Raw genomic sequence first — 24,202 nt, 5'->3', positions numbered from 1 at the left:
TTTTTCTTTAATAGAAGAATCAGATCTGTAACTTTTAAGCAATATTGAAAATTTGTTTATTAAAATACGTTATTTACGTAAAGCCGTAAGTAAATAACGAAATTTAAGTATATTTTTGTAGGTGAAATATAAAGGATTATATTTTTATGCCACTAAATAGTACACATTTGTATGATTAAACACTACCTACTTTTTTACTTTTTTTTTACAACTACATCAATTACTTTTTTATTCGGAGCAACTAATGCAGAGAGATGTGTAGAAATTAGTTCTCAGATTACAGATCCCACCAGTACGATTTCAGGTGTTAAGGAAATATGCCAAAATTCCAGCAACAATTTAATTACTTTTAATGCGACGGGAGGAAGTAAACCTTACACTTTTACCTATTCGATTAATAATGGTGCAGACCAAACTATTACTAGCATAGGTTCAGATAATTTTGCAACAGTTGTTGTACCAAGTAGTGATCTAGGGCCTAAAAAATATTCTATTAGAAGTATTAAAGATTCCTCTGTCGATGCAAAGGAAATATCGCAGGATGTAAATTATACAACTGAAGTATTTGCCGCTCCATCAGTTGATTTTAGTTTTAACAATGATAATAGTTGTGCAGGTACTAGTATTCAATTTCAGTCAGTCGTATCAGGGTCAGGGCTATATACTTATTCTTGGGACTTTGGTGATGGTACAGCATTTTCAACACTGGCCAATCCGGTGCACTCATACATAGCAACGGGATGTACAACTCAAAAATTTACAGTTAAACTTACTGTATTTTCTAATGGATGTACTGTAGTTAGCAATAAGGAAGTATCAGTTAAGCAGGCTCCACTAATAAATATTACAGATGTTAATAGTCCTTTCGCTCCATTTAATAATTGTGGTAATGCCTCTGAGAATTCTAATTATGAAATCAAAGTTGGAAATAACGGATCCTCGACATGTATAACCGAATATAGTATAAATTGGGGTGATGGCAACATGCAAAGTGGAGTTAGTTTTCCAGTAACTCATTCCTATACTAGTACAGGAGTCTATAATATGGTTGTTACTGCTTTGGGTAATGAAGGTTGTATAGGTACAAAGACCTATGTAATTAAAAATATATCAAATCCTTTGGGAGGTATCAATAGTCCTGGCTCAACTCAAAATTTATGTTCGCCGACACAACCATTGCAGTTTTCAATTTCTAGCTGGGGCAAGAATTCTTTAGATACTACATATAGCGTTGATTATGGAGATAATACCCCCGTGAAAATTTTAACGCAGCAAGAACTTATAGGTTCAATTTATTACAATGCTACTAAACCTGAATTATCTCTAAATTATCCAATTCCGCACGTATATAATGGAACCTCATGTCCAAGTTCAACACTTACAGTAAAGCTGGATGTTACTAATGCATGCGGTACAACACCTTTTACTTTATCTAATATAACTATATTGACAAAGCCTAAAGTAGATTTTAGTTTTACTGATAAAGCTTGTGTCAACTCCAGCGTTAATTTTATCAATACAACAGTTTCTGGCTTTCAACAAAGTTGCGATAGAACGTCTATTTTTACATGGGATTTTGGTGATGGTACGCCCATAATTACTACTGGACCTTACTTACCTACAGATCAAATACACAAATTTTTAAATCCAGGTACTTATACAGTTACACTTACTGGTCAAAATTATTGTGGGACCGATACCAAAACGCAACAAATTTGCATCGAAAATCCGTTAGTGCCTGCTTTCACTTTAATTAAAATAGGCGATTGTGCTCCAATGGCAGTTACAGCTATAAATAATACTGTAGAAACAAATTCATGTACAGCAGCGAGCTACCTATGGACAGTCACGTATTCTAGAGCCAGTTGTGGTCCAGTAACAGTGAGTATTCCTAATCAAACGACAAAAAATGCGACATACAATTTTACTGAGCCCGGTACGTATACCATTCGCTTAACAGCGACGAACAGTTGTGCGGGAGTTTCTACTTCGCAAACAGTAGAGGTAAAACAACCACCGACCGCATCTATTAATTCGATTGGCAATTTGTGTGGAGCTGGCAGTATTAATCCAGTTGCCGTTGTAAGCAGTTGTACATCGTCGACTACACCATTAGCTTATGCTTGGTCTTTCCCTGGAGGATCACCAGCAACGGCCAATACTGCTAATCCAGGTTCAATAAGTTATGCTACTGCAGGTAATTATACGGTGTCATTAGTCGTTTCAAACGAATGCGGAAACTCAACAACTGCTACGCAAAGTTTTTTAGTTTTAGCATCACCAAAAATCACCAACACTGATTTTGCACAATCTATTTGCGTTGGTACAACTTCTTTAGCTATTAATTTAATAGCAGATGTAGTCGGTACGACTTATAGTTGGACTGCTACCGCTACTGCGGGAATCACAGGATTTGTTGCATCGGGTACTGGAGCTACAATTCCATCACGAACTATTACCACTACAAATACCACTTCTGGAACAGTGACCTATGTAGTAACGCCAAAAAACGGAATTTGTACTGGAACTCCAGCTAATTTTGTAATTACTGTTAACCCAGCGCCGACTATTTTGACACAACCTCTTCCGAGTAATGTTTGTTTGAATGGAATACCGACCCAGTTATCAGTTGTAGTAAGTGCATCCACTGTAAACCCGACATATCAATGGTTTTCAAATTCGATTAATAGCACTATGGGAGGTAATCTAATCGTAGGAGCACAAGCTGCAATCTATGATCCACCCACAACAGCCGTTGGAACGGTCTACTATTATTGCGTTATCAATCTATCTTCAGTAGTCTGTGCAGCACTTAGTTCATCAATTGCTTCAGTGACGGTGAGTCCTGCTATTTCAATTACATCACAACCTGTCACAACGCAGGGTGTATGTACTGGATTTGCACTTTCTTCTCCGCTATCGGTTGCAAGTACGGGAGGAGCAGGAGCATTAACGTATCAATGGTACAGCAATACAAATGCCTCAAACACTGGCGGGACTCCACTCACGGGTGCAACTTCAAGTACCTATACTCCACCAGTATTTACAAGTGCGGGTATATATTACTATTACGTTACAGTAATGCGAAGCGCCAACGCCTGCGGTAGCGAGACAAGTACCTATGCGGAAGTAAAAGTATATGATCAACCAACTATTACAGCACAACCTATTAGTAATCAACTGCTATGTTCGGGTGATATTCCTGCTGTTTTAACAGTTCTGGCCACTAGTGGTAACGGTGCATATTCGTACCAATGGTATCGTAATTCGGTTAACAATGCAAGCTCAGGTTCACCAATAGCGACTGCAACTGCTGCGTCTTACCAACCAACAAGTACTACAGGAACAACCTACTATTATTGCAAAGTAAGCCAATTAACAACTTTTGGATGCTCGGTAACATCTGCTACTTCAGCAGTTCAGTTTGTAACCTCACCAGCCCTTAACAGTCAACCTGCTTCTAGCACTATTTGTTTGGGCGGAACTGCCACAACTTTAGCTTTTACAATAAGCAATGGGGTAGGGACAGCCAATTATCAATGGTTCTCTAATACTACTTCGTCTATTATAGGAGGTGTAGCAATTGCAGGTGCAACAAATGCTAGTTATGCACCACCAAGTACAACAATAGGTAATTTTTATTACTATTGCGTAATCAAATTTCCATCACTTGCTGGAGGCTGCGGTTTGGTAGTAACTACTGTTGCAAATGTAATTATCAATCCAAATCCTCAAATAAGTAATACAACAACTGTAACCTGCAGTGGAACACGATTTACAATTACTCCTTCATCAACTGATGTGAATGTTGTACCGACTGGAACAACTTATACGTGGACAACACCGACGATAAGCCCATTAGGATCGGTAACAGGAGCAACGGCTCAAACTGTTTCTCAAACAAGGATCAGTCAAATTTTGACAAATGTAACCACATCTCCTGCAACCGTTACATATACGGTTCGTCCGATTACTGGTAATTGTATAGGTTCTAATTTTACTGTGATAGTTACCGTTAATCCTGCGCCGACTATTTTGACACAACCTATTTCGAGTACGGTTTGTTTGAATGGAAGTCCGACCCAGTTATCAGTTGTAGTAAGTGCTGCCGCCGTAAGCCCCACATACCAATGGTTTTCAAATAATACTGATAGCTCAACTGCAGGAATTTTAATCCTAGGAGAAGAAACTGCTACCTACAATCCACCCACAAATGCCATTGGAACAGTCTACTATTATTGCGTTATCAGTCTACCTTCAGGAAGCTGTGCAGCACTTAGTTCTTCAATTGCTTCAGTGACGGTGAGCCCTGCTATTTCAATTACAACACAACCTATTACAACCCAAGGTTTGTGTACAGGATATACACTTTCTTCTCCGCTATCGGTCGCAAGTGCGGGAGGAGCAGGAAATATAATATATCAATGGTACAGCAATATAAATCCCTCGAACACCAACGGAATGCCACTCACGGGTGCAACTTCAAATACCTATACACCACCAGTATTTACAAGTGCGGGTACTTATTACTATTACGTTACAATTACACGAAGCGCAAATGGTTGCGGTAGCGAGACAAGTGCTGTTGCGGAAGTAAAAGTATATGATCAACCAACTATTACATCACAACCCATAAGTAATCAACTGCTTTGTTCGGATGATGTTCCAGCACTTCTGACAGTTCAGGCCATAAGAGGTAACGGTGCATATACGTACCAATGGTATCGAAATCCTGTTAACAATACAGTCACAGGTTCAGCGATTGCGACTGCAACTGCTGCGTCTTACCAGCCAACAATTACCACAGGAATAAGTTATTACTATTGCAAAGTAAGCCAATTAACAACTTTTGGATGCTCGGTAACATCTGCTACTTCAGCAGTTCAGTTTGCGACCTCACCAACCCTTGATAGTCAACCTGCTTCTAGCACCATTTGTTTGGGCGAAGCTGCCACAACTTTATCATTTACAATAAGCAATGGCTTAGGGGCTGCCACTTATCAATGGTTTACCAATACTTCATCTTCTACTACAGGAAGTGTTGCAGTTTCAGGTGCAACAAATGCTAGTTATGAGCCACCAGGTACAGCTATAGGTAATTTTTATTATTATTGCGTAATCAATTTTCCTTCACTTTCTGGAAGCTGTGGGAAGATAGTAACAACTGTTGCAAATGTAATTATCAATCCAAAAGCTCAAATAGGTAATACTACAGAGACTACATGCAGTGGGATACAATTTACAATTATGCCTTCAACTACTGAAGGGGATGTTGTACCGACTGGAACAACTTATACGTGGACAACGCCGACGATAAGCCCATTAGGATCCGTTACAGGAGCAACGGCTCAAACTGTTTCTCAATCAGGGATAAGTCAAGTTTTGACAAATTCAACCTCATCTCCTGCCACTGTTACGTATACGGTACGTCCGATTACTGGTAATTGTATTGGTGCAGGTTTTACTGTAATTGTGACCGTTAATCCAGCGCCAACTATTTTGACACAACCTGTTCCGAGTACCGTTTGTTTGGATGGAAGACCTACCCAGTTATCAGTTGCAGTAAGTGCAGTCGCTGTAAATCCGACATATCAATGGTTTTCAAATTCGACTAATAGCAGTGTGGGAGGTAATCTAATCGTAGGAGCACAGACTGCAATCTATGATCCACCCACAACAGCCGTTGGAACAGTCTACTATTATTGCGTTATCAATCTATCTTCAGCAGGCTGTGCAGCACTTAGTTCTTCAATTGCATCAGTGACGGTGAGTCCTGCTATTTCAATTACGTCACAACCTGTTAGAACCCAAGGTGTATGTACTGGATTTACACTTTCTTCTCCGCTATCGGTCGTAAGTACTGGAGGAGCAGGAACTCAAACGTATCAATGGTACAGCAATACAGATGCCTCAAATACAGGCGGGTCACCACTCACGGGTGCAACTTCAAGTACATATACTCCACCAGTATTTACAAGTGCGGGTACCTATTACTATTACCTTACAGTAACACGAAGCGCCAACGGCTGCGGTAGCGAGACAAGTGCCTTTGCGGAAGTAAGAGTATATGATCAACCAACTATTACAACACAACCTATTAGTAACCAACTGCTTTGTTCGGGTGATATTCCAACACTTCTAACAGTTCAGGCCACAAGTGGTAACGGTACATATACGTATCAATGGTATCGAAATCCAAATAACAACACAGTCACAGGTTCAGCGATTGCGACTGCCACTGCGGCATCTTACCAACCAACAATTACTACAGGAATAAGTTATTACTATTGCAAAGTAAGCCAATTAACCACCTTTGGATGCTCGGTAACATCTGAAACTGCAATGGTTCAGTTTGCGACCTCACCAACCCTTAGTAGTCAACCTGCTTCTAGCACCATTTGTTTGGGCGGCACTGCCACAACTTTAGCTTTTACAATAAGCAATGGGGTAGGGACGGCCAGTTATCAATGGTTTTCCAATACTGCATCTTCTTCTACAGGAGGCTTAGCAATTGCAGGGGCTACAAATGCTAGTTATGCACCACCAACTGCAACGACAGGTGTTTTTTATTACTATTGCGTAATCAATTTTCCTTCACTTTCTGGAAGCTGTGGGAAGGTAGTAACAACTGTTGCAAATGTAATTATCAATCCAAAAGCTGAAATAGGTAATACTACAGCGTCTACCTGCAGTGGGACACAATTTACAATTACTCCTTCATTAACGAGTGGGAATATAGTACCGACTGGAACAACTTATACGTGGACAACGCCGACGATAAGCCCACTAGGATCGGTAACAGGAGCAACGGCTCAAGCAGTTTCTCAAATAGGGATCAGTCAAGTTTTAACAAATTCAACCACATCTCCTGCCACTGTTACGTATACGGTACGTCCCATTACTGGTAATTGTATTGGTGCAGATTTTAACATAGTGGTCACCGTCAATCCATTAATTAGCACTATTGAAACGCTAGTAGATAACCGTTGTTTTGGTGCAAATACTGCAAGTATATCAGTTAACGCAACTGGTGGAATTCCGTTTTCGACTGGAGCAGCTTACCGTTATTCTTGGTCGGGACCTAGTGGATTTACTGCTACCACTAATGCAATTTCAAATCTTTTGCCAGGTACTTATAGTTTGACGATAACGGATGCTGGTAGTTGTCCCTTTGTAAAAAGTTATACAATTGCGGCTCCTACGCCAATTATCATTGCTTTGCAAAATCAAAAAAATGTCAGTTGCTTCGACGGAAATGATGGCGCTCTTGCAGTTAATGTCACAGGCGGAAGTGGCGCGTATACGTACGCATGGACCAAAAATAATTTACCTTTTTCAACGACAAAAGATATTTCGACTTTGACGATGGGGGTGTATCAACTTACTGTTACCGATACTAAAAATTGTACGACACAATCCATTTTATATTCGATACAACAACCTACACTCTTAACCGTGGCTCTGCAATCAAAGACAGATATTTTATGCTTTGGAGCTGCTACTGGCGCCATTATCATCGATGTAAACGGTGGTAGTCTGGGTACATCAGGTTATACTTTTTTATGGTCGGGACCAAATGGCTTTAGTGCTAGTAGTCAAAATTTAAATAATCTGCCTGCTGGAAGCTACAATGTAACAGTTACCGATGCCAACAATTGTAGTGCAACAATTGTGGTGGATTTGAGTCAGAAAACACAAATCGCAATTACTTCTAGTTTCACACCAATTTTGTGCTACGGTGATGAAAACGGAACTATAAATGCTTCCATTTCGGGAGGGACAGGTCCTTATACCTACCAATGGAGCAATTTGGCAACGACGCTCAATCAAACCAATTTGGGAGCAGGTGATTATATTTTGACCGTAACAGATGCCAATAGATGCACGTTTTCAAAAACCATCACAATTCCGCAAGTTCCTGTTTTTTCTGTAAATCCAATTAAGAAAAATATAAGTTGTTTCGGAGCCAAAGATGGTAGTATTGCCATGAATTTAACTGGAGGTAAAGCACCCGTTACTTTGGTGTGGAGTGATGGTAGTACTGCTGGTCTTACTCGAAATAATTTAGCTGCGGGTACGTACACCGCTACTATTTCAGATGGTACGCCATGTCAAATACAACGCACTTTTGTGATCGTTGAACCACAAAACTTGGTCGTAGGTTCCTCAGTGACCAATGCTTTGGATTGTGATAATGCTGCATCTGGGGCGATACGCTTATTGATTTCTGGAGGAACAGCTCCTTTCAAGTATGCATGGTCGAATGGTGCTACAACCAGAGACTTAATTGCTGTTTTGGCAGGAACTTATGAAGTGACAGTCACAGATGCAAATGGATGTACAAAAGAAGGGCAGTTTTCGATAAACCGTCCGGTGCCTTTGGTAGCGAACGTTACTGTCAAAACAGATGTTGATTGTGAAACGAGAACCATTAACCAAATATATACCGCTGTGGTTTCTGGCGGCGTTTCACCGTATCAACTCAATTGGTCTAGTGGTACTGTCAGTGGTGTTAATAATGAAATTATGACGACCAATCAAAATGGTTCTGTGATTTTGACTGCTACCGATCGTTTGGGTTGTAAAACGGATCATATTTTTGAGGTAGAGGTTCCTTTGGCTTCGGTTACTGCTTTTACCGCGACTTCCTTTGCTCAAACAACTTTTGGTACGTATTCTATTGAAGATCCCATTCAGTTTACCAATACGGCTACAGGAAAGTACGATTCGATTGTTTGGGATTTTGGCGACAATACGTTCTCAAATGAACCCAATCCAATTCATATTTACAAAACCGAGGGCGAATATGTGGTAACACAAAAAATAAGTTATCCTTTTGGCTGCGTGTATATCAATACCCTAAAAATTGTTGTAGACAAAGGATATAAATTATTATCTCCAAACGGTTTCACTCCAAATAATGACGGAATCAACGATTATTTTGTGCCCGTTTTTGTAGGTTTAAATGCAATTGAATTCACTGTTTTTGATACTTGGGGATCTGTGATTTATACTGAAAAAGGAGAAAATATTAGAGGTTGGGACGGAAAAATAAAAGATAGTTTGGCCGAAAATGGGAATTATTATTTCAAAATAGTTGGTAAAACTTTCTACGGTAGAACGATAAAGGATCAAGGAGCAATTGTACTTATAAAATAAAAAAACATGAATTTCAAAACCCTTTATATCATCCTGTTCACTTGTTTTTCAATAACCGTACAAGCACAAGATCCAATATTTACTCAATATTTTATTATTCCAGAAACGCTAAATCCTGGCTATACAGGTTTTTTAGAAACCACTTATGCAGGTATTTTGCACCGCTCGCAATGGCCTGATCTAAATCTAAAAGTAGATACCGATTATGCCTTTGTAAACACCTGGAGTGAGAAAATGAATAGCGGAATAGGAGGTAGCGTCCTTAGTCATCGCGAGAACAATACCAATTATAGCCTTACCGAATTCAACCTGAATTACAGCTATAGAGTGGCGCTAAATGACAATTGGTACTTTAGACCGGGTATCGAATTGGGATTTGGAACAAAGTCGTTTGGTTTTGGAGGGTTGGTTTTGGGAGATCAAATCAACATTGGTTCTGGAACAATAAACGGAAGCTCAGTAGATCCAACTGTTTTAAACAATAAATTTACCTTTTTTGATTTTTCGGCAGGTATGTTAGTAAACAATCAAGAAGCATGGTTTGGTTTGTCTTTAAAGCACTTGAATAAACCTAATATTTCTTTTGTAGAGGAGGGAAATGTGCCTCTAGATATGTTTTTTTCGGCAAGTATGGGATATGAATTCTTATTGGCTGACTATATTGATGTGCTCACTTTTCCGTACGATACCAAGTTTTTAATCTCGGCTAATTACATGAATCAGGGATCGTATAACCGACTCGATTTTGGTTCTTCGTTGATGTTTAAAACGGTGTATTTTGGAGTTTCTACAGCTACCAATCCATGGAGGCAATCGGGTAATAGTCATCTTGTAACCTCAGTCAATGCTTTTGGAGGCCTGCAGTACGAACATTTTAAATTTGGTTTGTCACATGATTTTAGTACTTCAAAAATAGGAAAATCGGGAGGTATTTATGAACTTTCGCTAACCTATCAATTCGATTTAAATGTAAAATGTTTTGGTTGTCCTAATTATGAAAACAGACAATAGTTACAGTACTATTTGATAAAATAAGCAGTAATAGAAAGTTCTTTATATGGTTTAATTTTTCGAAAAGTAAAATGTCATACGCAATCTATTGGATCTCAAAAGTCGTTTGATATATAATTGAAGTATCACTTTTTACAGGATTCAATGTTTGTTTTTTATATTTTATTTCGGTTACGAATGTAGCACTTTGCCATTCGGCAATTGCAAAAGTAAAATCATTCCTATTCAATTTTTGCTCGCTAATTTGTAGTTATTCTGAACGAATTAATCCGATGGTTTTTTGTACTACATAAAATCCGTTTAGAGTGAATTTGAATTAATATATTCCAAAAAACCAGGTTTGTATTGTTCTGCAATCGTAATTCGTTGATTATTGATGATGATTTGACTTCTTTCGACCACTTCAATATGTTTCAAAGCGATAATAAAAGAACGATGTACTCTCATAAAAGTGTTCTCTGGGAGTTCTTCCTGCAATGATTTGAGACTCATGAGCGTTAAAATAGGTTTAGGATTATTGACCAACCAAATTTTGATATAGTCCTTTAAACCTTCAAAATACAATACATCGGCTAGTGTAATGCGCAACTGCTTGTATTCACTTTTGACAAACAAAAATTCTTTTTCCTCAGAGACGGATGCTGCTGCTGGTTTAGATCTGTTTATCATGGAGAACCAGGTGCTTGCTTTGTTGGCTGCGGCCAAAAACTCGGCATAGTCAAACGGCTTCAATAAATAGTCAAGCGCTTCCACTTTAAAACCTTCAAGCGCATATTGATCAAAGGCAGTAGTAAAAATAATCCGAGTGGTTTTCGGAATCATTTTTGAGAATTCTATTCCGCTTAAATCGGGCATCTGAATATCCAAAAATAAAAGATCAACGGTTTCTTCTTTTATAAATTCTAGTGCATCAATTGCATTTGAACACTTTTTTTTGAGTACTAAAAAAGGTGTTTTGTTTACATAACTTTCGACCAAATTGAGCGCCATAGGTTCGTCATCTACGATCATACAGCTAATTTTCAGGTTATTCATTTTCTAAGTTGTTTCGATTTCTAGTTGCACGATAAATAAGTCGTCTTTTATTAATGTCTTGAATGTGTGTTTGTTGGTGTATAACAATTTCAAGCGCTGCTCAAGATTTGTCAAGCCTATACCTGAACCACTTTTATCATCAGATTGTTTAGGGAAATTCTGGTTTTCGATACTAAATAAAATTGTTTTTTGGTGCGTTGTCATTTGAATTTTAATGTGACTTTCTTTATTAGCAGAGACACCATGTTTAAAGGCATTTTCGATTAAAGAAATAAAAAGCAAAGGAGCTACTTGAATCGAGTTTGCTTCGGTAGGGAATTGGTATGATACAGACGTTTTTTCGGAAACCCGAAGTTTCATAAGATCAATGTACTTCTTCAAAAAATCAGTTTCTTTGGACAAAGGAACGAGTTCAGAATTGGTTTCATACAACATATAACGCATTAATTTGCTTAAACTATGTATCGCTTTTTTGGCTTCATCTGGTGAAATATCCACCATAGAATAGATGTTATTCAAAGAATTAAAAAAGAAATGTGGCTGAAGCTGGTAGTGCAAATGTTGTAGCTCTGATTGTAATTTGAACTGCGCAGCTTCTTGGTGATCTGCCTCAGTTTTAATGTAGCGTTGGGTAGTTTTGAGAGCTATTGCAAATAACAAAGGAGCCAGATAAGATAGCATCTGAATATACATAAACATTCTAAAAGGTGGTCCTTCGGATTTATTAAATTCATTTTTTTTTATTAATTCACGATAAAATGAATCATCTATTTGATCTTTTAAAATTATAAAAAAAGTAATAAGTAGCATATTGACACCAATAAATACTAATGTACGTCGAGTAAAAAGAAACCGATCGATAATCACAAAATAATTGAGGTAGAATATAACAGCATAAAACCCTATCGGAATCCAAAAATGAGCAATTGTTCTAATCAAATCAGATGACTTGCCAAGAGATAGTACATAGGGCATACTAAAAAGGATAAACCAAATTAGTAGGTGCGAAAAGATGTTTATTTTGTTGTTCTTGTACATGATTTTATTCGTATCGTAAGGCGGTTATGGGATCTAAAGCAGCAGCTTTTTTGGCAGGATAATAGCCGAAGAATATTCCGGTAACGGCACATACCAAAAAGGAAACAACGATAGAGTATAAAGCCACACTCGTGGGCCAATTTAAGAATTTTTCGATAAATACGGTTGTTCCAAGACCTAAAATAACCCCAAGTAGTCCACCTGTAACACTAATAAGAACGGCTTCGATCAAAAATTGCATCAAAATATCCGATCCTTTTCCGCCTACGGCCATACGCAAACCGATTTCTTTGGTTCGTTCTTTGACCGAAACGTACATAATATTCATAATCCCTATACCTCCAATAAGCAAGGAGATACTTGCTACTGCAACAAGTAGTAACGTTAGCATCTCACTAGTTGAACTAAAGGTTGAAATTAATTCTTCCATTGATTTTACATCAAAGTCGTTATCTTCATTTTCGGTAAGTTTGTGTTGTGTACGTAGGATGTCTGTGACCTGTATTACGGCAGCAGGCGCATCGTCTTCACTAATGGCAGAGGCCACAACTTGGTTGATATAATCGATTGCCAAGATACGTTTTTGTACCGTAGTATAAGGCGCTATCACCACATCATCTTGATCTTGTCCAAATGTGTTTTCTCCTTTTTCCTCGAGTACACCTATTACTTTAAACGGAATTTTGTTAAAGCGGATCATTTGACCTACGGGATCAACTCCTTCTCCAAAGGCATTGTCAACCACGGTTTGTCCTAACAAGACTACTTTTGCAGCAGTTTGCACTTCATCCTCTGTGAACATACTTCCGCTTTTTAAATCCGTTGTTTTTATGGCTAGGTACTCGGTATTGACACCATAAATGGTAGATGGCCAGTTTTTGGATCCATTAATCATTTGTCCGCTACTGTTTACTAGTGGTGTGATATTGCTCAACAAAGTTGATTGTTCTTTTATGGCAAGATAATCTTTGAGTGTGAGGGTCTCCATAGTGCTTCCTTCTTGGCGAACACCTCCACGTTCATCAGCTCCTGGTTTAACGGTGATCATATTCGACCCCATGTTGGATATTGTAGTACGAATACTTTTTTTCGATCCTTCTCCAATTGCCAACATTGCGATTACAGATGCTACACCAATAATGATACCGAGCATGGTCAACAATGTTCGAACCTTGTTGAGTACAATGGCTTTGAGAGCGATTTTGAATAAATTTAGTAGTCTCATAATTAATGCTTTTCGGGTGGTAACTTGGCTAATTGCTCTGCAGCAGATAAGACATTTTTATTTTGGAAATCTTGAATAACGTTTCCGTCTTTCAAAACAATTGTACGATTGCTAAATGCTGCGATATCTGGCTCATGTGTTACAAATGTAATGGTGATACCTTGTTTGTTTAAATCCTGAAACAACGACATAATTTCGTATGAGGTGCGGGTGTCTAGGTTTCCTGTGGCCTCATCTGCAAGAATCATAACGGGGTTGTTAACCAGTGATCTGGCAATGGCTACTCGTTGTTGTTGTTGACCTCCAGATAATTGAGAAGGAGTATGGTGCATTCGATCACCAAGACCTACCATTTGTAGCGCCTTTATTGCGCGTTCTCTGCGTTCTGATGTTGAGACTTTACTGTTATATAGCAAGGGCAATTCTACATTTTCGATTGCTGAGGTTCGAGCTAATAAATTATAGGACTGAAAAATGAATCCTATTTTTTCATTTCGAATGGTAGCCAGTTCATTTCGACTTAAATTCTTTACTTGAACACCATCAATTTGATACAATCCTGATGTGGGTTGGTCCAAACAGCCTAAAATGTTTAACATGGTACTTTTTCCAGAACCACTAGATCCCATAATGGTCACAAATTCTCCTTCCTGAATTGTAAACGATATGCCTTTGAGGGCATGAACCGTTTCGGTACCCATGGTGAATTCGCGTTTTAGGTTTTCGATTTTTATAATGTCTTTGCTCATAGTGTGTTATTTTTTTTTCTTACCTAGGTCGTTTTTGCATAAACGGACTTTCGCCTGCGGCATCTTTTTGACCATCAGCAACCACACCTTGTTTCAAACTATACAACAGCTTGTCAACCAGTTGAACGCCTGATATAATTTGAACATGAACACCATCACTTGCCCCTAAGGTTACTTGTTTTTGAGTAATTTCGCCGTTGGCTCCATAAACCCATACTTGATCGGTACCCTTGGCTGTTGTGTTTTTATTTTGGGGCTTGGGAGCTATTTTTTGTTGTCTGTAATAGGCCATCAAAGTTTCATCTGCTGGGGAATAGTTGATTGCTTTTGCTTCTGTGGTTAGGATATTGCTAAGCTCCAAGGTGTAGATAGAAATTGTAGCAGTCAATCCAGGTTTTAATTTCAAATCTGGATTCTCGGCTTTTATGACAACGGTATAAGTAACTACATTTGAGGTCACAGTAGGGTCAAGTCGTACTTGTGTCACTTCACCATTAAAAATTTGTCCTTGATAGGCATCAACAGTAAAAGTTACTCTTTGTCCCACTTTTACATCTCCAATATCGGCTTCGTCCACATCGGCCTCTACTTGCATTTCTTTTAAATCTTGTGCAATAGTAAATAGGGTCGGTGTGCTAAAGCTTGCTGCCACGGTTTGCCCTTCGTCAATCGCTTTTGATAGAATAACACCATCAATTGGGGAGTAAATATTGGCGTAACTCAAATTGGTTTTTGATTGTTGCAAAGCCGATAATTTCTCTGTTACCGTACTTTTGGCCGTTTGTAAGTTATAGAAGGCTTCGTCATAATCGGCTCTACTAATCACCTTGTTATCATACAATGTTTTTTGTCTCGAAAAAACAGATTGCAAATAGGTGCGTTGTCCAAGCGCATTGTCATAAGCGGCTTGTGCTTGTGTGAGAGCGGCTTTCAAATTCGTCTTGTCTAATTCTGCAATAAGCTGACCTTCTTTTACAGGGCTATTGTAGTCAACGTAAATTTTTTCGACCACACCAGATACCTGTGTCCCTACCTCAACTTGTGTTATGGGTTCAATTGTTCCTGTTGCAGTAATCATGGTAGTTACAGTACCAGTTGTTGCAGGAGTAGTTTTGGCTTCGATCAGAACGGCCTTATCATTTTTTATAAAGATGAAGGCAATCACAGCTGCTACTAGTACTAATAGGCTGCTTATTATTAGTTTCTTTTTATTCATGTTCGTGTAGATTAAAGTTTAATACCGTTTCCTTGGTAAAATTCTAGTAATTGATTGTATAAAATTTGTAAGTATTTTGCTTGTAAAAAGGTTTGTTGTGCATTGGTGTACGTATTTTGACTGATGACCAAATCGGTGGTGCTCAGTGCGCCTAATTCGTACTTTTTTTGTGCCAATTTAAAAGAAGATTCTGCTGCTGTTTGTGCCGCTTCGGCCGCTGCAATTTGTTCTTGAGCCGACATTGCATTTTGATAGGCTGTTTCTATTTTCTTGTACACCGCTTTTTCGGTAGTTTGCTTTTGTAATTTTGCCTTTTCAATATTGATTGTTGCTGTTTTTACAGCGGCTTTGGTAGCATTTCGATTAAAAATTGGAACACTAAGTGATACACCCACTCTCTGGTTGAAATTCAGGTTCAATTGATCAGAAAACGAACTTAGATTTGTACTTGTATATCCCGTTCCTAAGCTACTGGTTAATGATAAGGTGGGTAAATAAGGACCTTTTACAATATCCAGTTTTTTCTCATTTACGGCTATATTGAGGTTGCTAACGCCCAACTCAGGCAAAAATTTTATAGCATTTTCATAAACTGATGCTTTATTTTGTTCACTGTCTGATCGTAAAGTCGAGTCGGTCACCGTTGCGATTTCCATAGTTTCGTTGGGTCCCAATTCCAGCAATTGTTTCAAGCTAATGATGTATTGTTGATAGGTGTTCTTGGCAGTGATCAAAGTATATTTGTTTGTAGCCGCTTGACTTTGCGCTTCGGTATAGTCATTGATCGCAATGGATCCTGCATCAAGTCTGGATTTGGCTCTCAAAACCTCTTTTTCGGAGGCGGTCAAATTGTTTTGTGCGATGTCGATACTTTCTTTGCTGTAAAGGGCTTGCAGGTAGGTTTCTAATAAATTCAAAACGATATTGTTTTTTTCGACCTCTTCTTGCAAAATACTTTGATTGAGCAACAGTTCATTTTGCTTAATTTGATTGTTTATTGTGTTACCTTGGTAGAGGGTCATTGCGCTATTGATTCCAAAATTGGTACTGTTTATTTGATTGGATACAAAAGCACTAGTAATTGGATCGATGGCGTTACCATTCGAGAAATTTTGCCCTGCTGTTCCAAACAAGTTGGGTAGGCGAGACGATTTTGATTTTTCATAGTCCACTTGAGAACTGCTACGACTCAATGCGGCTTCTTTAATGGTAATATTATTTTCAATCGCATAAGTAATGCAATCGTTCAAGGTCCATATTTTTGGAGATGGCGTCACCTGAGCAAAATTTAGTTGTAAAAAAAAGAGGCTCAATATTGTTAGGTATAGTTTCATGCAGATAAGATTTGTTTTCTATGCAGCAAAGAACATAAAACAGAAGCCTAACTAAAATTGCAATAGATGTTTGCGGTCTTTCCCTATATGTTTAGCCTTTATTTATCGATGAGAAATTGGACTTTGGTCGTGGTTAAATCAGATCGCCTATTTTGTTTTTTTCGAAAATAGATTAAATTTCAGTTTACGGCTGAGGTTTTCCGTACGATACCAAGTTTTTAATCTCGGCCAATTATAGGAACCAAGGATCGTACAACCGACTCGATTTTGGTTCTTCGTTGATGTTTAAAACGCTATAGTTTGGAGTTTCTACAGCTAGCAATCCATGGAGGTAATAGGGTAATAATCATCTCATAACCTCAGTCAATGTTTTTGGAGGACTGCAGTATGAACATTTTAAGTTTGGATTATCACATGATTTTAGTACTTCAAAAATAGGAAAATCGGGAGGTATTTATGAACTTTCGGCAACCTATCAATTTGAGTTGAATGTAGAATGCTTTGGTTGTCCTAATTATGAAAACAGACAATAGTTACAGAAGTAGTAGATGGAATAAGAAGTAATAGTTTTTTTTTCGAAAAGTAAAAAGTCATACACAATCTATTGAATCTCAAAAGCCGTTTGATATATAATCGAAGTATCACTTTTTACAGGATTCAATGTTTGGTTTTTGTATTTTATTTCGGTTACGAATTTAGTTTTTTCCCATTCGGCAATTGTAAAAATAAAATCATCCATATTCAATTTTTGCTCGCTAATTTGTAATTGTTCTGAACGAATTAATCCAATGGTTTTTTGTACTACATAAATTCCTTTTTCTAAATCATTTGCAACGAAGCTTTGACTTGTGGCCAACTTAAATAAAGGGAATAGTACAATCTCATTGAATATTTCATGCGATTGAATTTTTTGTACTTTTCGACGATCAAACCATATTTCGATATGACTTTTGGTCGTGTTGAGCATGCCGCTAACTAGAACGGAATCGATATCAGTCATTTCTTTAAACCGCGAATCCTTTAATTGATAATAAAAAAACGGATCCAATAACAAATCGGCTAAAAGGCGATTTTTTCTAGCAGCAATTGCATTCCATTTTTGATAGGTATCTGGATCCAAATGGAGTTGTCGAATTTCTATTCCTTCACCGAATGTGTTTATTTTTATTTTAGGCATTGTTTTGAATTATTCAAAGTGAAGGTAAAGGTTCATAGAGGGTGTAAATCATTTTAATTCCCAATCAACATCTCCCAAATCCAGTTCACCGTTCATGTTCACGGTGAGCCATGACGCTCCGGGAAAGGCTTCATTCAAAGTAATCGAAAACCCAGATAAGGTGGTGTGTTCCATATTTTTTTGTGCCTCAGCATTCAATTTGGCTTTCAGTTTGTCGTATTGCTCATCGGTCAAAGTAATTTGTAAGTGTTTCATAGTATTGCTGTCTAAGTTACAAATATAGAACAGTAAACTGCCAAAACGTGTCGGTTGAAATAGGAAGTAGTAGGACGATTCAATTAAAATCAAAACATATTTTGGCAGTATGCTATTATCCCAAAAAGGTTATTGTGGATCGAAAAACAAGTCGTCTTCTTCCATAAATAGTGGGGTTTTTAGAGTAGATTTTAAAACTTTACCGCTAGTGTTATTCTTATTACTACACCTTAGAATATGGTTGCGGCAATCATATCCATTTTTTTCATACAATGAATATTCATATCGTAACCCTTTCAAGGTATAATCACGCCAATCTTCAAACTTATTGTCCAAGTAATGAATTTGCCAAGTGTCCTGATAACCTGTTTCGCCAAAAGTAGTGGTATAGGATAGCGGAACTTTTCTTTTCATAAAAATGCTTAAACTGATGGCATCCATATCGACCATATCAGGTAAAAGCTTATGTTTTATTCCCGACTTTACAAAATCGGCAAGTTCTTTCTCTGTTTCTTTATGAGAAATATAAGTCTTACCCTTACTTTCAAGAAGCACTTCGATGTAACTTTGGTAATGACTAAAAGCGGCTTCTCTAGCAATGATGGGGTCATCATTTGTAAAGGTTTCGTTGATTTCGATCAGGTCATCTACATCACCTTTATTGCGGTACAAAGTTCCTTCAACTACATAATATATTTCGTCTTTCATTTTGGTTAATTTATTGTTTTGGATGCTAAAAGGGGCTTTTTTAATGATTTCTATTTTTTTTATTCAAAATTTATTTTGATTCGAAAGTCGATTGGCGGAAAAATTCAGTTGCTTCCTTTTCAAAAACTTCCAGCAGAATTTGATGTCCCATTTGATTGTGAATCGAAATTTTTATGTCGGTTCTTCCAAGTCTGTTTTCAGCAATCCATTTTAGATTATCGTTGGCTTTGATTATGTCGTCTTGCCCGCCTAAAGCAAAATGCAAGAGAGAGGAACTATGTGAACAATCCAGCGTCGGGATATTTTGTTTAACAGATCGATAGGGCAAGGCTGGATTAAAAAGTAAGGCAGGAATCTGATAAGTATTCGAAAAATAATATCCCATAAAGCCACCCATACTACTACCGATGACAACATCAAAAGATTGCGAATTGGTAAATGATTGCAGCAGTAGAAAAATTTCTGGATCAGCATAATAATCCAAATCGGGCGCTGTCACTGTTCCAAAACGTTCCAAAACACTTCTTTTTTGGGAACTTAATTTACTTTCAAGGCCATGGAGATACAAAATATTCATCTTACTTTATTTTAAGGTTTAGGTTAGAAAATCAGGAAATTACCTTCTTGGTTATTTTTTTAGATCGAATAAAAACCAGCCGGCTCACTTTCGAATAAAAAACGGAAAAGGAGAAGCATTCTTGTTTTCTGATTTATTTCCAGCAATACTACAAATTAAATTTATAAGAAAAGTACGGTTTTCCGTAAAATACACAAATTTTATATGCTTACTTTTGTTTGGAATCATTGGTTGCAAATGCTACATTTATGGCACACGAACTAGTGTAGTTTTACGGCAAGGATAGAAAATAAATCAGAAATAAATTTACCTCATGAGGATACTGCATACTGCCGATTGGCATTTAGGAAAAAAACTAGATCATTTTTCACGTTTGGAGGAGCAAAAAATTGTGATGAACGAAATTTGTGAAATTGCAGACCACCAAAATGCAGATGTAATTGTTGTGGCAGGAGATTTATTTGACACTTTTAATCCGCCAGTAGAAGCGATTGATTTATTGTTCAAAACCTTAAAACGACTCACCAACAATGGCAAACGACCCGTGATTGCCATTGCAGGAAATCACGATAGTCCCGACCGAATTGATGCTCCAAACCCGTTGGCGCTGGAGTGCGGCATCTTGTTTGTGGGTAACCCAGACGTTAGGATTCCGATAATCTCTATCGAAAATGGCTTCGAAATCACGCAGTCTGAGAATGGTTTTATCGAAATTAAATTGCCTCATTATGATTTTCCTATTCGAATAATAGCCACACCTTATGCCAACGAAATGCGTTTGAAAACCTATTTGGGAGCAGAAAATAAAGAAGACCAACTCAACCAATTGCTACATAATTCTTGGGCTGTTTTGGCCGATAAATATTGTGATGAAAAAGGAGTGAATATCCTAACCACGCACTTATACATGCTTAAGCGTGGGGGCGAAATCCTCGAAGAACCCGATGGAGAAAAACCTTTGCGTATAGGGAATGCCGATGTTGTTTATACTGATTGTATTCCGCACCAAATGCAATACACGGCTTTGGGGCATTTGCATCGTTTTCAAAATGTAGGCGGGCATCCTAATCCTGTTGTCTATTCAAGCAGCCCGCTGTCGTACAGTTTTTCTGAGGCTGGTCAAGAAAAGAAAGTCGTTTTGATCGAAGCGCAACCTAATAAAGAGGTCAAGTTTACCGCTATTCCGTTGCAATCGGGTCGGGTTTTGCATCGAAAGCGATTTGATAGTATCGATTTGGCTGTGGAATGGTTGTTGGCAAACCCATACAGTTTGGTCGAGTTGACTTTGGTAAGTGATACCTTTTTGACCACACAAGATTTACGAAAAATACATGAAAGTCACGACGGAATCATCTTCATTATTCCGATTGTCAATAAGAGCGACACAGCAGAAAGTGATACGCCAAGAGTGAATTTGGAGCAAGATATTCAAGGCTTGTTCAAAGATTATTTTGTGGCGAAGCACAAGCAAGAACCCAACGACGAATTATTGGATTTGTTCAACGAAATTATCGGTACGCAAACTAAAAACGATTAAAAAATACCCTCTATGTTACCATTAAAATTAAGTATTACTGGTTTATATTCGTATCAAAAAAAGCAAACCATTGATTTTGAAGAATTGACAAATGCAGGTTTGTTTGGGATTTTTGGCGCCGTTGGCTCCGGAAAATCGTCGGTTTTGGAAGCGATTGGTTTTGTCTTGTACGGGGAAACCGAGCGTTTAAACAGCCGTGACAAACGATCGTATAATATGCTGAACTTAAAATCGGACAAAGCCAATATCGAATTTGAGTTTCAGAATTTTGAAGAACGAAAGTTTAAGTTTGTTGCCGATTGGAAACGAAATAAAAAACGTTTTGAAGAAACCACCACCATAGAAAGATTGGCGTATGAATGGAAAGAGGAGCAATGGATTCCGTTAACTTCTGCCGATGCGACGAGCTTGATCGGACTTACCTATGAAAATTTTCGTCGTACCATCATCATTCCGCAAGGGAAGTTCAAAGAGTTTTTAGAACTAAAAGGCAAAGATCGCTCGGACATGATGAAAGAGATCTTTCATTTGCAACGCTTCGATTTGGCTTCGAAAGTGGCTACTGCACACAGTAGCGCACGTACACAATTGGACCAATTGCGAGGCGCTTTGTCTGGATTTGAAACCATTTCGAAAGAAAGTGTTGCTGCCTTGGAAGTGGAGGTTACAGAAGCCAATACCTACCTTCAAAAGAGTAAAACCGAATTGGAGCTAGTGCAAGTCGAGCTGCAGAAGATGACTGTTTTGAAAACAAATTTTGAAGAGGTAGAAAAAAAGAAAAACCAGCTTGCTACTTTTATCGAAAGAAAACCAGAAATGGAAGTTTTACAGGGGAGTATTGATCTATTCGAGAAAACTGAAAAAGCGTTCAAGCAAGAACTGAAAGAGTTGGATTTGGCGAAAAGCAATTATTCGAAAACAAAAGAAAAATGCATTTCGCTTGAAAAAATAAAAGAGGATTTAGATAAAAATAGAAGAGCCAATCAAGCCATTTTGACGGAATTGCAACCGCTATTTGATCAATTGGAACCTTCGAAAAATAAAGTGTCGGATTTAGAGTCGATCGAAAAAAGTATAGCCTTACAAACTGAAGTTGCTGTACTCGAAAAGAAGGCAGATGCTATGGAATTGTCAGCGGTTGCCATTAAGCAGGCAGCCACAGATTTAAAGGAAAAAGCAGAAATCATACAGACCGAATTAATCAATTTGAAGTCCAAAAAGATCGATGGAACTGTTTTGTTAGAAGTAGGGAATTGGTTCACAAAGCAAGAGTCGATTGCGGAGCAAATAGAGGTGAAGCACAAAAGAATTCTTACTATCGAAAAAGAACTTCTAGCACACAAAGAACAGTTTGAAGCGATGCAGTTGCCCAAAGCAAATTGGAAAACGGTAGTCCTAGAAAAACTAGAGCAACTGCGAAAGAAGTTTAAAACGCTACAGGATGCGAAGACAAAACTTATGGTTTCAAAAGAATTGGCTGATTACGCATCGAAACTTCATGATGGCGAAAATTGTCCGTTATGCGGATCATTGGAGCACCCTCATGTGATGCACGCAGAAGATGTGACCGGACAATTGAATGCAGTGGAAACAGCATTAAAAACGGTAGAGACGGATGGAAAAGAGCTCAATGCTATCGAAAAGAAAGCATTAAAGATCGAAAATGATATTGCGCACGCACAGGAACAATTGCGATTGACCTTTGTAGATAAGGAAACTTTAGAATCCAATTCAAAAATGCACCTTTCAAAATTTGTTTGGGAGTCTTTCTCCGCTACTGATAATGCTGGTTTTTTAGCCAAAAAACAAGAACAACAAATCATTGAGAAAGCAATTGCTGCACAAGAACAGCAAGCAACAACCACGCGCTCACAACAAGAGCAACTGCTAGAAGAAGTAAAAAAACAAGCAGACGAGAAAGCCACTATTGCCAATCAAATAGCAGCCAAATCAGGTGCGATTACAAACGAATTATCGCAATTGAAAGTGCTCGCTTTCGCAGAGTATGAAAATAATGAAATAGCACTCATTCGAGAAGAAAAAGAGAAATTACACCAAGAAAATAACAGAATAGCAGTCGAATACAAGTCAAAATCGGACATTTTAGTGCAGCAAAATCAGGAGTTGGCAGGTCATGAAGCCAGCTATAAAATTTTGACCGAACAATTGGTCACAGCTGAACAATTGGTTACCGATAACCAAAATAAAATTATAGCCTTATTACAAACCCATCAATTCGAAAGTATAGATTCCGTACAAGCGATTCTATCAAAAAATTGGGATATCGAAGCCGAGAAAGCCAAAACAAAACATTTTGCAATAGATATGAAAGTAGCCGAAACTGCGGTTGCAGCTGCTGAAAAGCTAGTCGAAAACCAAAGCTTTGACAGTAAACTATTCGAAGAGAAGAAAATGGTAGAAGCAGAACGCAAAACGCAATTTGAAGCGCAAGTAGGGAAGGTGTCTGCCTTGCAAGCTGAGCTTAAACGAATCCAAGATTCTTTGCTTCAAAAAGCGGAATTATTAACTCAATTTGATGTTTTAAATATGCGTTATACCAATTTGGGAACTTTATCCAATATGTTTAATGCCAGCGGATTTGTAAACTATGTGTCGAGCATCTATTTGCAAAACTTGGCTGATGTAGCCAATGTGCGTTTTCACCGCATGACCAAAAACCAATTGAGTCTGACCATCAACAGTTCCAACGAATTTGAGGTGATCGACTACCTCAACGATGGTGCTTCCCGAAGTGTCAAAACCCTTTCGGGTGGGCAAGGTTTTCAAGCTTCGCTATGCTTGGCTTTGGCTTTGGCAGAGAGCGTTCAATCTTTAAACAAAAACGATAAAAATTTCTTCTTCATCGACGAAGGCTTTGGTACCCAAGATCCCGAAAGTGTCGCCATTGTTTTTGAAACCCTACAATCCCTCTACAAAGAAAACCGAATCGTCGGAATCATTTCGCACGTAGCCGAACTCCAAGAACGTATTCCGCGCTCGATCAACGTGGTGAAGGATGAGGAGAGTGGAAGTGTGGTGAGCGAGAGTTGGGGGTAGTTTGATGAAAAATTCTGCGTATTACAATCTAGGCTAGTTTGTTTATTTGTTAGTTGTTGTTTATACGTTTGAATACTATTTTCAAATAAAACGGCACCCATTGTGGTTTGCCGTAATATTCTTA

The 24,202-nt window shown here is 38.1% G+C and carries 14 protein-coding genes; 4 read left to right on the top strand and 10 right to left on the bottom strand.

What is annotated here, in order from left to right:
- Positions 1-171 precede the first annotated feature (171 nt).
- Positions 172-9,159, top strand: a complete 8,988-nt coding sequence (locus tag FFWV33_RS16020; protein ID WP_108741829.1) for a PKD domain-containing protein — start codon at positions 172-174, stop codon at positions 9,157-9,159.
- Positions 9,160-9,165: 6 nt separating this feature from the next.
- On the top strand, positions 9,166-10,170 hold the full coding sequence (locus tag FFWV33_RS16015) for a PorP/SprF family type IX secretion system membrane protein (RefSeq protein ID WP_108741828.1): 1,005 nt from the start codon (positions 9,166-9,168) through the stop codon (positions 10,168-10,170).
- Positions 10,171-10,470: 300 nt separating this feature from the next.
- Here the strand turns inward: FFWV33_RS16015 and FFWV33_RS16010 are convergent, their stop codons facing one another.
- From FFWV33_RS16010 to FFWV33_RS15965, 10 genes are all read right to left on the bottom strand, one after another.
- Positions 10,471-11,205, bottom strand: a complete 735-nt coding sequence (locus FFWV33_RS16010; protein ID WP_211316274.1) for a LytR/AlgR family response regulator transcription factor — start codon at positions 11,203-11,205, stop codon at positions 10,471-10,473.
- 3 nt (positions 11,206-11,208) lie between these two features.
- A complete protein-coding gene (locus tag FFWV33_RS16005; protein WP_108741827.1) occupies positions 11,209-12,243 on the bottom strand; it encodes a sensor histidine kinase in 1,035 nt (344 codons plus the stop codon).
- Positions 12,244-12,247: 4 nt separating this feature from the next.
- Positions 12,248-13,468: an ABC transporter permease gene (locus tag FFWV33_RS16000; protein WP_108741826.1), complete on the bottom strand. Its 1,221-nt coding sequence runs from the start codon at positions 13,466-13,468 to the stop codon at positions 12,248-12,250.
- Between the two features lie 2 nt (positions 13,469-13,470).
- On the bottom strand, positions 13,471-14,217 hold the full coding sequence (locus tag FFWV33_RS15995) for an ABC transporter ATP-binding protein (RefSeq protein ID WP_108741825.1): 747 nt from the start codon (positions 14,215-14,217) through the stop codon (positions 13,471-13,473).
- Between the two features lie 19 nt (positions 14,218-14,236).
- On the bottom strand, positions 14,237-15,433 hold the full coding sequence (locus FFWV33_RS15990) for an efflux RND transporter periplasmic adaptor subunit (protein ID WP_108741824.1): 1,197 nt from the start codon (positions 15,431-15,433) through the stop codon (positions 14,237-14,239).
- Between the two features lie 11 nt (positions 15,434-15,444).
- The gene (locus FFWV33_RS15985) at positions 15,445-16,767 is read right to left on the bottom strand and encodes a TolC family protein (RefSeq protein WP_108741823.1); all 1,323 of its coding nucleotides are present in this window, start codon (positions 16,765-16,767) and stop codon (positions 15,445-15,447) included.
- A gap of 601 nt (positions 16,768-17,368) precedes the next feature.
- Complete coding sequence (locus tag FFWV33_RS15980; protein ID WP_108741822.1) at positions 17,369-17,944, bottom strand: hypothetical protein; 576 nt, start codon at positions 17,942-17,944, stop codon at positions 17,369-17,371.
- A gap of 48 nt (positions 17,945-17,992) precedes the next feature.
- The gene (locus tag FFWV33_RS15975) at positions 17,993-18,199 is read right to left on the bottom strand and encodes a hypothetical protein (protein ID WP_108741821.1); all 207 of its coding nucleotides are present in this window, start codon (positions 18,197-18,199) and stop codon (positions 17,993-17,995) included.
- Positions 18,200-18,328: 129 nt separating this feature from the next.
- A complete protein-coding gene (locus tag FFWV33_RS15970; RefSeq protein ID WP_108741820.1) occupies positions 18,329-18,907 on the bottom strand; it encodes a hypothetical protein in 579 nt (192 codons plus the stop codon).
- Between the two features lie 70 nt (positions 18,908-18,977).
- The gene (locus tag FFWV33_RS15965) at positions 18,978-19,484 is read right to left on the bottom strand and encodes a YqiA/YcfP family alpha/beta fold hydrolase (RefSeq protein WP_108741819.1); all 507 of its coding nucleotides are present in this window, start codon (positions 19,482-19,484) and stop codon (positions 18,978-18,980) included.
- A gap of 313 nt (positions 19,485-19,797) precedes the next feature.
- Here FFWV33_RS15965 and FFWV33_RS15960 point away from each other — a divergent pair, with 313 nt between their 5' ends.
- Together FFWV33_RS15960 and FFWV33_RS15955 are read left to right on the top strand one after the other, a co-directional pair.
- Entirely contained in the window at positions 19,798-21,021 is a 1,224-nt protein-coding gene (locus FFWV33_RS15960; protein WP_108741818.1) for a metallophosphoesterase family protein, read from the top strand.
- Between the two features lie 12 nt (positions 21,022-21,033).
- Entirely contained in the window at positions 21,034-24,078 is a 3,045-nt protein-coding gene (locus FFWV33_RS15955) for an AAA family ATPase (protein ID WP_108741817.1), read from the top strand.
- Positions 24,079-24,202: the final 124 nt, after the last annotated feature.

This window comes from Flavobacterium faecale (assembly GCF_003076455.1).
Taxonomy (GTDB): Bacteria; Bacteroidota; Bacteroidia; order Flavobacteriales; family Flavobacteriaceae; genus Flavobacterium; species Flavobacterium faecale.
The sequence above is the reverse complement of the archived record's forward strand: the minus strand, read 5'-3'. Positions and strand labels throughout refer to the sequence as shown.